At 33.9% G+C, this 11,375-nt stretch carries 8 protein-coding genes; all 8 read left to right on the forward strand.

From position 1 onward, the window contains the following. Positions 1–595: 595 nt before the first annotated feature. The gene (locus tag AC4GZ8_RS03355) at positions 596–919 is read left to right on the forward strand and encodes a pyrophosphohydrolase domain-containing protein (RefSeq protein WP_491080379.1); all 324 of its coding nucleotides are present in this window, start codon (positions 596–598) and stop codon (positions 917–919) included. Between the two features lie 18 nt (positions 920–937). After that, on the forward strand, positions 938–1,927 hold the full coding sequence (locus AC4GZ8_RS03360; protein WP_491080380.1) for an HNH endonuclease: 990 nt from the start codon (positions 938–940) through the stop codon (positions 1,925–1,927). A gap of 144 nt (positions 1,928–2,071) precedes the next feature. After that, complete coding sequence (locus AC4GZ8_RS03365; RefSeq protein ID WP_491080381.1) at positions 2,072–2,968, forward strand: glycerol kinase; 897 nt, start codon at positions 2,072–2,074, stop codon at positions 2,966–2,968. A gap of 410 nt (positions 2,969–3,378) precedes the next feature. After that, complete coding sequence (locus tag AC4GZ8_RS03370; RefSeq protein ID WP_491080382.1) at positions 3,379–3,798, forward strand: GIY-YIG nuclease family protein; 420 nt, start codon at positions 3,379–3,381, stop codon at positions 3,796–3,798. Between the two features lie 9 nt (positions 3,799–3,807). Continuing rightward, complete coding sequence (locus AC4GZ8_RS03375) at positions 3,808–4,128, forward strand: DUF4357 domain-containing protein (RefSeq protein ID WP_491080421.1); 321 nt, start codon at positions 3,808–3,810, stop codon at positions 4,126–4,128. A 286-nt stretch (positions 4,129–4,414) separates the two neighbouring features. Then, a complete protein-coding gene (locus tag AC4GZ8_RS03380) occupies positions 4,415–7,564 on the forward strand; it encodes a DUF3427 domain-containing protein (protein ID WP_491080383.1) in 3,150 nt (1,049 codons plus the stop codon). Between the two features lie 399 nt (positions 7,565–7,963). After that, positions 7,964–10,564 (forward strand): phosphoenolpyruvate synthase, encoded by a 2,601-nt coding sequence (gene ppsA, locus AC4GZ8_RS03385; RefSeq protein WP_491080384.1) that lies wholly within the window; start codon positions 7,964–7,966, stop codon positions 10,562–10,564. Between the two features lie 521 nt (positions 10,565–11,085). Beyond that, the coding region (locus tag AC4GZ8_RS03390; RefSeq protein WP_491080385.1) for a T7SS effector LXG polymorphic toxin at positions 11,086–11,375 on the forward strand (290 nt) is incomplete at its 3' end.

An 11,375-nucleotide genomic window follows, 5' to 3' on the forward strand; every position in this document is an offset into this window, starting at 1 on the left:
ATTCCTGAATAGTTAAGAGAAGTTGATCTCCTTTAGGGGGGATTGCTAGTGAATTAGTTCTGGGTGTACAAGCTCACAGCAGTCTCTTATTATTTTTCATTTTAAGTATAATCGAAGAAATCTAAGGAATAAAATTGGATTTTTCTGACAAAAATCCTCATATTTTGTTAAAAATCAGATATTAATGTATTAAAATAGTAATAGGGATATTTACATAAATGCTAGGAAGTGACAATATGATCCACGCAAACAATCTAGTTGATATTATGAACATAGAAGATACAACATTAAGAAACCAAAGAAGCCTTGATGAAGTTAACCATTAGCAAGTTGTATCATGGATTCTTTTATCGAAAAATACAGTGAGCATGATTCTTATTTACTTAATCATTACACTAAATACCGCATTCGTGCAAACCTCCTTACGGCTCTCTGGAGGAGATGCTTAATTACACGGACGAGATTTCTAAAAGAGATAACGATATAAGGTATGTTTTGTTTTTCACCCGGTAAAAGTAATGAGTTTTTTAAGGAATGGTTAGAAAGGATTTTTTTAATTAGGTTTAGTTATTACATACAAAAGGGATGGGATTCTATGCCAATTTATAATAAGCTTGTCAGAGACAAAATACCTGAAATCATAAAATCTTCAGGTAAGGAATTCAGAACAAAACAATTAAATGAAGCTGAATATATAAAAGAGTTGAGAACAAAATTAAATGAAGAAATTAGCGAATATCTTGAAGCAGCTACAGACGCGCAAGCTCTTGAGGAACTAGCTGATGTATTGGAAATCATACATAGTTTGGCGGTTGTTCACGGTTCTAATTTTGAAGCAGTTGAAGACATTCGAAAGGCAAAACACATAAAGCGCGGTGGATTTCAGGAAAAGATCTTTCTAATAGATGTAAAGGATTAATAATCAGGAGGAGAAGGATTGAGTCATAAATTAAAAATAGGTGAGCTAAAAGAGAAATATCTAACTGATGAGGACATATGGAGAATATTTACGATCGTATTATCCAGTAAATCTGTCAAATCCTCAACATATAAATTTGCGCTCATCAAAGCATTAATAGAAAATTTATATCAAATAAATGAAGATTTTGAAATAACCTATGATCAGCTTGCCTACTCATTTACCAAAATCTATTGGAATTTAATTGTCCATCACAATTTATTGAATCAGAACAGTGGCAAAACCGCTAGAGTTGTTTCAATTATTAAAGAAGAACAGATCAAAAACAGTATTCCCTCTGAAATGGTTTTTGATAAGATTGATGACTCATTACAGGTAAAGTTGGTTAATAAAGTTAAGACAACAATGAAAGTAAATGTGTATGGAGCACTTTATGGAGATACAAGAGGAAGCTTTTATGCGTTTAATCATAAAAAAGAAGTCCTAAAACTAAACCCTTCAGTTCACGCATTTATGTTGAACTACCAAAGACTTCTTGTGAACCTTACAAATTACCATATGGCAGCTATGATTGAACAATTAAATGATGTACCAAGTATTAATTATCTTTTAGAAAAGGTAGAGAGCATTGCAAAGCGATCATCTCTAAAACCTTTTGAACAAATCCTTTTAACTTATTTTCAAGCGGAATGTTTCTATTGTGGTAAGAAATTATCCGATAGTAAGAGGGAAACTCACGTTGATCATTTTATCCCTTGGTCATTTGTTCAGTCTGATCATATTTGGAATCTTGTATTAGCTTGTAATAAATGTAATAGCTCCAAAAGAGATAAGTTACCAAAGAGAAACTATCTTGAATTAATCATTGATCGAAACCAGACATTAAGTGATAAAAAAGAGGATACAACAATTGTGGCTTTAATGAATAATTATAAATCCAAAAAGATTATTATGTTGTATGATTATTCAATTAAGAATGGGTTTGATTCGATCTGGTTGCCCAAATAGACTAGTATTGTAAATTATATCAGTAGTAAAACCAAAGGGATATTATATTAGTCATTATTAAAAATTATTAAAATACAATTAACAAAAATTAAAAAAATCTAAAATATCACCGATAGTATAAATAACAAGAAATTTATATATAGGGTGATTGTATTGACAAAAAAATATTTATCAACTACAGCCCTCTCTAAGGAATTACAACTACCTGCAAAGGAAGTTTTTAATTTATTGTCAGAGAGTGGGTTAGTAATAAGAAAAGAAGATAACTGGAATCTAACTGATAAGGGAAAAGAAAAGGGTGGCATTGAAAAATCCCATCCTAAATTCGGAACTTATATTGCTTGGTGCGAAGATATCAAAAACGATACCATTTTTAAAACAGTAAATATTAATCCAAAACTTCTCACCTCAACTGCTCTAGGGAATCACTTTGGAATATCAAAGTTTAGAATTAATCCAATCTTATCTGAACTTGGTTTAATCCAAAAAGGTGTAAAGGGCTGGTTAGTTACTCCGCTTGGTAAGCTAATGGGTGGCGAGCAATTTGAATATGATAAGACAGGGATTCCCTATGTTTGCTGGAACCCGAGTATTCTATCTAAAAAAAGTATTATCAATTCAATGAAAGAGATACTGGGTGAATCTTCTACAGAAGATAAATCTAAGAATAACCAAACTAATATTGGTTTTAGAGAAAAGTTTGAAGCAAAGCTTAGAACTGCTGATGGACATTATGTACGTTCAAGAGCCGAGATGTTAATTGACAATTGGCTGTACATGTCTGAAATAGTTCATGCATTTGAAAGAAAGCTGCCAGTGGAAGAAGACGTATACTGTGACTTTTACTTACCTGTTGGAAAGGTTTATATTGAATTTTGGGGTTTAGAGAATGATGAAAAGTATAAAGAGAGAAAACAAGAGAAGATAAAAATTTATCAGAAATATGGTTTTAATTTAATTGAGTTGAATGATGATGATATAAAAAACTTAGATGATGTATTGCCTAAGAAGTTGCTTAAGTTTGGAATACAGGCTTATTAATAATGAAACCATTGAAGGTAATAAATAAGGAAATATGAACTAACTTAAATCTTATAATTTCCTAATTTGTTATATGTGGTTAATAATAAACAAAATGTTTGCAAATAGCCTTTGTAACAAATGAAAAAATAGGTCCTCATTTTGTTTATAATAAATATGAATATCCCACACGCTGTTTTACTAGAATATTATTATGTAAACATAAAATAAAAAGGTGTTTAAAGATTTATTTTAAGCACTATTATATTAGAAGTAATATTTACCTAATATATTTTGAAAGGAACTGTTAATTTTGTCAGGTAACAATTCAAATATTTCTACCTTTTGGATCCCCAAGAGGTATTAAAATAGCAGAAATAACAAATAGAACTGTTCAAGCAATCTTGATACCTCGCAATAAAATTGATGATGTGGGAAAAAGATCTGAAGTAAAAAGTGTAGGAGTAAACTTTCTATTTGGGGAAGACGATGATGATGCAAATCCTAAAGTATATATAGGGGAAGCAGAAAACTGCTTTGAACGGCTAAAACAACATAATCGTGATAAAGACTTCTGGGATGTGGCGGTTATCATCGTTACAAATAATAAGCAAAATCAGTTTACAAAATCAGATGTGAAATTCTTGGAACGTACTTCCTATGAAATTGCTCTAGAAAGAAATCGCTATAAACTTGATCAAACTGTACCTGCCAGTTCATTTGTACCTGAATGGAGACAGTATGATCTATATGATATTCTGAAAACGATTAAATTACTATTGTCTACCCTTGGCTACCCATTATTTGAAGAAATAAGGAAAACAAAAGAAACGGATGATCCAGATATTTAGAAAGATAATATCTTCTTTTGTAAGGGCAAAGGATTAGAGGCAAAAGGTGAATATAATGAAGAAGGTTTTGTCGTTATCGAAGGCTCCCAAATGTCAAAGGAAACATCAAATAGCATACATAATTACTTGTTAACGAAGAGAGAGAATCTACTAAATGATAACATTGTAACGAATGTAAATGGAATATACACATTTAAGAAAGACCACCTTTTTTCCTCACCAAGTCAAGCAGCTTCTGTTGTCCTTGGTAGGAATGCAAATGGTTGGATTGAATGGAAGAATGTAGAAGGAGTTACATTGGATAATATTAAAAGAAAGAGTCTTGAATAATAATGTTTTCGTGGCAGCATTGGAAATTGAGTTCGATCCCGACCACCAGTATCATACACCAGGTAGAGTACCTTAATAGGTACTCTTTCCTGCATTTGTAGCAATTTTTCATTTTTTACTTTCATAAATAATGTCCACAAAGAAAAAAGATTGACCTCTTATACATCATTAAATCGTAATTAGAACTTTTGACTCAGGATTCGAGTTTATCTACAATAAAACCAGATCAAATGATTCAGTTTCTGTTAAAATAAGGATAAACTGTTTTTAAATCCGAGGTGCCCCCATGCTAAAACAAGGAATCTACGAAGAAATAATAAACAAAAAACTAAAAAACGAACTAATTGAACTAGATAATGATACATACGAACTAGGAAAAGAAAAACTCGATGTTGAAGAAGCAAGAAAAGTTCTTTCATCATACATATCTACAATCACAAGAAAAGCACTGAAATATCTTAGAGAAAATCAAAGTGAAGACTCTGATGGATTACTACAACAAATTAAAGTCTGTAATGAGATCATCGAGCTTCTTAGTATAAAACTTGAAGACGAAGAGTTTAAATGCCTACAAATTGAGGAAGAGGGTGAGGTTCTTACTTCTCTTTATTCTCGTCTTAACTCAATAAAGAGTATCAGAAAGAATGAAGTTGTTCGACCACTTACACCTATTTCCCAAAGCTCCTTATTTACTGGGTCGAATTATGAACCAAATATGCTTGGGGAGTTAAAGAAAGAGATTTTAACTTCAAATCAAATTGATATGCTTGTCTCCTTTATTAAGTGGAGTGGAGTCAGGTGCATCATTGAAGAATTGAAGGAATTTACAGATAGAGGTGGAGAATTAAGAGTTATTACGACATCGTATATGGAAGCGACCGATTTTAAAGCCATTGAAGAATTGAGTAAGCTTTCTAATACTAATATTAAGGTATCTTATGATGTTGAACGGACTAGGCTTCATGCGAAGGCCTATCTTTTTAAAAGAGATACAGGCTTTACAACCGCATATATTGGTTCTTCGAATTTATCAAATCCTGCATTAACTTCTGGGCTAGAGTGGAATTTGAAAGTGACGGAGAAGGATTCACTAGATATTGTGAGAAAATTTGAAGCCACATTTGAAAGCTATTGGAATGACAAAGAATTTCAACTATTTGATTATGAGAACCAACAAGATCAGGAGTTGCTTAGGAAAGCATTATCTAAGAAGCAAACGAATGAGAAAGATTTGCATTTTGTATTTGATATTCGCCCATTTCATTATCAAAAGGAAATTCTAGAAAAACTAGAAGTTGAACGTAAGGTGTTCGGTCGTTATAAAAATCTCGTTGTTGCAGCTACAGGGGTTGGGAAAACAGTCATATCAGCATTTGATTTTAAACGATTCTATACGAGTAATCAGAATAGAGCAAGATTTTTGTTTGTTGCCCACCGAGAGGAAATTTTAAAACAAAGCTTAGATACGTTTCGCGGCATTTTAAAAGATCCGAATTTTGGTGAAATGCTTGTAGGTAATCTTGTTCCATCATCATTAGATACTTTGTTTACAAGTATACAAAGCTTTAACAGTAAGAAGTTATATGAAAAAACAACTGGTGATTTTTATGATTATATTATTATCGATGAATTTCATCATGCAGCAGCAGAATCCTATCAAAGACTTCTTAATCATTACGAGCCGAAAATTTTACTTGGGTTAACAGCAACACCTGAACGAATGGATGGAAAAGATATTCTTCATTATTTTGATGATACGATTGCAGCCGAAATGCGATTAACAGAGGCTGTAAACCAGAAATTATTATCACCTTTTCAATATTTTTGTGTAAGTGATACGGTAGACTTATCCAAATTAAAATGGAGTAGGAAAGGATACGATGTTAAAGAGTTAGAGAATGTCTATACTTCTAATGACATGAGGAGCAATCAAATCATAAAAAGTATTAATAAGTATGTCACATCAATTGATGATGTTAAAGGACTTGGGTTTTGTGTCTCTGTAGAACATGCAAAATATATGGCTGATTATTTTAACCAAACTGGCATTCCTTCTATTGCTCTACATGGTAACGTTAGTCAATCGCTACGTAATGAGGCGCAGGATATGTTAACGAAAGGTAAAATTAAATTTATATTTGTTGTAGATTTATATAATGAGGGTGTAGATATTCCTGATGTTAATACGATTTTATTTTTAAGACCAACGGAAAGCTTAACCGTCTTTTTACAACAGCTTGGAAGGGGGCTACGACTAGCTGAGGGGAAGGAATGTTTAACCGTTTTGGATTTTATCGGACAAGCCCATAAAGAGTATAACTTTGAAGAGAAATTTAGAGCTCTTTTAGGAAAAACAAAACATTCAATTGAACATTATGTTGAAAATGGATTCTTTAATCTTCCTAAAGGGTGCTTCGTACAATTAGAGAAACAAGCAAAGGAATACATCCTAAGGAATATAAAATCAAGTGCAAACACAAAAGCTAATTTAATATCCAAAATGAAATATTTTGAAGAGGATACGGGATTAAAGCTAACACTCCCTAATTTTCTAAAGCATTACAATTTATCGCTTTATGACTTTTACGGGAAGAATAGGGATCGAAGTTTCTCTCGCTTCATGGTGAATGCTGGTGTTAAAGAGAATTTTGAGGTTGAGAATGAAAAGTTTATTACAAGTCGGATACCGAATTTATTTCATCTTAACTCCGCAAAACTAATTAAATTTTATATAAGTTATATAAATGGTGGAACAGCTAAAACAGAAGAAGAGAGACTCATGCTTTCGATGTTCTATTATACGTTTTATCAGCATTACCCTCAAAAACAAGGTTATTCTTCAATAGAAGATGGGCTATGGACAATATTCTCCATCAAAGAGTTTAAGAATGAAATAGTAGAAATACTGGAGTACTTATATTCATCACTTGAAACCATGGAAATTGAAAATGAATTTGATTTTCCTTGTCCTTTAACCGTACATAGCCGATATTCAACAGCACAAGTACTTGCAGCATTAGGATACTTTAATGAGACAGCAAGTCCATCCTTTAGAGAAGGAGTTAAGTTTTTTAAAGAGAAAAGTCTAGATGTCTTCTTTACAACTCTTAATAAATCAGAAAAAGACTTTTCTCCTTCAACTCTTTATGACGACTATGCGATAAACGAAACCTTGTTCCATTGGCAATCACAATCAAAGGTAGCAGAGGGCAGCGAGACTGCTAACCGATACCGAACACATAAGAAAACAGGACACAAGCTTGCTTTGTTTGTAAGAGAATACAAAAAAGAACATGGTTTAACTTCTTCCTTTATCTTTTTAGGATTAGTTGATTATGTTAAACACTCTGGCAGCAAGCCTGTGAGCTTTGTTTGGAAATTGCATCAGGAAATACCGTCTTATTTGGTGCCGAGAGCTAATAAAAATATTTTATAGTTATAGATAATCAGTTTGGATGAAAAGGGGATTTAGAATTAGAACATTCTAAATCCCCTTTTTGGGTGATTATTAAATTCTAAAAAGAATCTCTGAAATGTGGGTGAAAATGTTGGAAGCAATGGAAATCATCTTAATATAAAATACGTTAGAGCATCCGTAAAGGGACTTTTTTGTGAAGGGGAAAAATTGAATTTTGGTTTTAAGATATTAAAGAGTAAATGAACTGCTTTCGAGGAAATGAATGGGGTCATAAGCTTACTTTATTATAAAGTCAAACTTTATTTCGACCTCTTCCCAACATAATTATAACACGTAAAAAACCGTTAAAATAGACTTTTTCTTCCCCTTAACCACTGCTAAAATCAGAGAGCATGAACGAATAGGGGGAGATGTAGAATGAGTTCTTTGGTTCTCGATTTTCAGGAGATCAAAAAATCACAGCTAATGCTCGTTGGTGGTAAAGGCTTAAATTTAGGGGAATTAACAAAAATTCAAGGAATACAAGTACCAGAAGGATTTTGTATTACAACAGTGGGATATCAAAAAGCACTCGAACAAAACGAAACGTATTATGCTTTGTTGGCACGGTTAACAAGGCTAGAAGTAGAAGATCGAGATCAAATTGGTGAAATCACCAGTAAGATTCGGCAACTTATTATGGAAGTAGAAATTCCTTCAGATGTTGTGAAAGAAGTGACTCATTATCTCTCTAAGTTTGGCGAGGAACATGCTTATGCAGTACGTTCAAGTGCGACTGCTGAAGATTTGCCACATGCCTCTTTTGCCGGTCAACAAGACACCTATTTAAATATCCTCGGAAAAGAGGCCATTTTGGAGCATATCAGAAAATGCTGGGCTTCCCTATTTACTGATCGTGCGGTCATTTACCGTATGCAAAATGGTTTTGACCACAATCAAGTATATTTATCTGTTATCGTTCAAAGGATGGTTTTCCCGCAGGCTTCTGGGATTTTATTTACCGCTGATCCAATTACCTCTAATCGAAAGCTATTATCAATTGATGCCAGCTTTGGACTAGGAGAAGCACTGGTCTCTGGCTTGGTATCTGCTGATTGTTATAAAGTACAGGAAGACCAAATCGTCGATAAGATGATAGCAACTAAAAAATTGGCTATATATGCACGAAAAGAAGGTGGAACAGAGACAAAACAGGTCGATCCTGATCAGCAAAAGACTCAAACACTTACAGACCAACAGATTTTACAACTGGCACGCATTGGAAGACAAATCGAAGCTTATTTTGGAATCCCTCAAGATATCGAATGGTGTTTGTTTGATGATACATTTTATATTGTCCAAAGCCGGCCAATCACGACTTTATATCCGATCCCTGAAGCGGAGACCCATGATAATCACGTCTATGTATCTGTCGGTCACCAACAAATGATGACTGATCCCATGAAACCATTGGGATTGTCGTTTTTCCTGTTAACGACTCCTGCACCTATGCGAATAGCGGGTGGAAGGTTGTTTGTTGATGTTACACATCAACTGGCTTCACCTGTCAGTAGAAACATTTTATTAAATGCCATGGGACAACACGATCCGCTCATGAAAGACGCACTTATGAACATCATTGAGCGAGGAGATTTTATAAAATCATTGCCAAATGATAATAAAACACCGAGTCCCGCTAGAGGCAATACAGAAATACTGGCACAAGTTGAAAACAATCCATCAATCGTGTCTGATTTGATTAATCGAAGTCAAACATCAATAGAAGAGTTAAAACAAAACATCCAAACGAAATCAGGATCAGATTTATTGGATTTTATTCTAGAAGATATTCAGGAATTAAAGAAGATTTTATTTGACCCACAAAGTTCAGCTGTTTATACAGCTGCTATGGATGCTTCATCATGGATCAATGAAAAAATGATGGAGTGGTTAGGTGAAAAAAACGTAGCAGATACGCTTTCTCAATCTGTACCTAACAATATTACTTCAGAAATGGGTCTGGAGCTATTGGATGTCGCAGATGTGATTCGACCTTATCCAGAAGTAATTAATTACTTACAAGATGTAATAGATGATCACTTTTTGGATGAACTAGTTAAGTTTGAAGGTGGACAAAAAACCCGAGACGCAATGATAGCGTATCTCGATAAATACGGAATGCGATGTAGTGGAGAAATCGATATAACGAAAACTCGTTGGAGCGAAAAACCAACGACACTTGTTCCCATGATTCTTAGTAACATTAAAAACTTTGAGCCGAATGCCAAGCAAAGGAAATTCGAGCAAGGACTGCGTCTTGCTTTGAAAAAAGAACAAGAGTTATTAAATCGATTGAAGCAATTACCTGATGGTGAGCAAAAAGCGAAAGAAACAAAGGGTATGATCGACCTAATCCGGAACTTCATCGGATATCGTGAATATCCAAAATACGGCATGATTAGTCGATACTTTGTTTATAAGAAGGCTTTATTGAAAGAAGCCGATCAACTCTTACAAAAGGGTGTAATTTATGAAAAAGAAGATATATATTATCTCACTTTTGAAGAGCTTCGCGAAGTCGTACGCACCAATAAACTTGATGATCAAATCATCAACAAACGAAAAGATGAGTACACATTATATGAAAAACTAACCCCTCCACGTGTGATCACATCTGATGGAGAAATCATTACAGGTAAGTATAATCGAGAAAATCTCCCAGCCGAAGCTATTATTGGCCTGCCTGTTTCTTCCGGAGTTATAGAAGGACGCGCTCGTGTCATCTTAAACATGGAAGATGCTGATTTAGAAGATGGAGATATCTTAGTCACCTCCTTTACGGATCCGAGCTGGACACCATTGTTTGTCTCCATAAAAGGTCTAGTCACCGAAGTTGGCGGGCTGATGACGCATGGAGCCGTTATTGCACGTGAATATGGCTTACCAGCAGTTGTTGGAGTTGAAAATGCTACTCAACTGATAAAAGACGGGCAACGAATTCGTGTGCATGGAACAGAAGGGTTTATCGAAATATTGTAATTGTTGAATACGTTCAGTCTTACTTGCTCATTGAGAAAAAATTGAAAAACTTTATCGATACAGCCGATTTCCCGAATGGGGAGATCGGCTTTTTATCTTATGAACGCTATCACTTGTAATAAAGGAAACTTAAACTCTACAAGAACTATACTTTAGGATACTTTTTCAATTCATCGTAAAGCACGTTTCTAACTGGAAAATCTCACAAATTTCATCTTGGAATGGTAGGTGTGTAAATCTCTTACTTTATTCGGCTGGAAAAAGTGATGAAAAATTGAAGTTTATCATAGTTCTTTTTTCTTGGTTTTATCAAGATTAATTTGTGATTTATTTCCTATTCGAGAAAATTTTGTAAGTAAAAGGTTTTGATTTCATTTACATTTATATGAAATGATCCACTCAAATGGATAAATATGTTATATGTAATAAGTGTGACTTTTCGATTAAATGCAAATACAGAACGATGATAACCAATAATTATTTTTATAAATTAAAACCAGAAAGTGAGGGAAGATGACGACTTGAAAGTATTTGAGGCAAAGACATTAGTAGACTCAATGGAAGATCGGGTAAAAGCGTATAAGGATCTGCGAGAAAAAATAGATTCGCTGAAAAAAGAATTTACCGATATTGTACAGCTAGATGATGCCTTACAAGGTAAAGGTGCAGATGCCATTAAAGGATTTTATCAGGGCCAAATTGATGTGGCTGAAGCCTTGCTCCGTTTAATCGACATGCAAATTGCTTTTCTAAATGGTGTGTCAGGAGCAGTAGCGGATGTTGACTTATCAGGTGACACAGTTGTAGACGT

The sequence above is a fragment of the Metabacillus sp. RB-C-LZQ-3-1 genome (assembly GCF_058315175.1).

Excerpts from the sequence above, each read along its gene's own strand:
- AC4GZ8_RS03355 (WP_491080379.1), top strand. The coding sequence starts at position 596 with ATGCCAATTTATAATAAGCTTGTCAGAGACAAAATACCTGAAATCATA.
- AC4GZ8_RS03380 (WP_491080383.1), top strand. The coding sequence starts at position 4,415 with ATGCTAAAACAAGGAATCTACGAAGAAATAATAAACAAAAAACTAAAA.
- ppsA (WP_491080384.1), top strand. The coding sequence starts at position 7,964 with ATGAGTTCTTTGGTTCTCGATTTTCAGGAGATCAAAAAATCACAGCTA.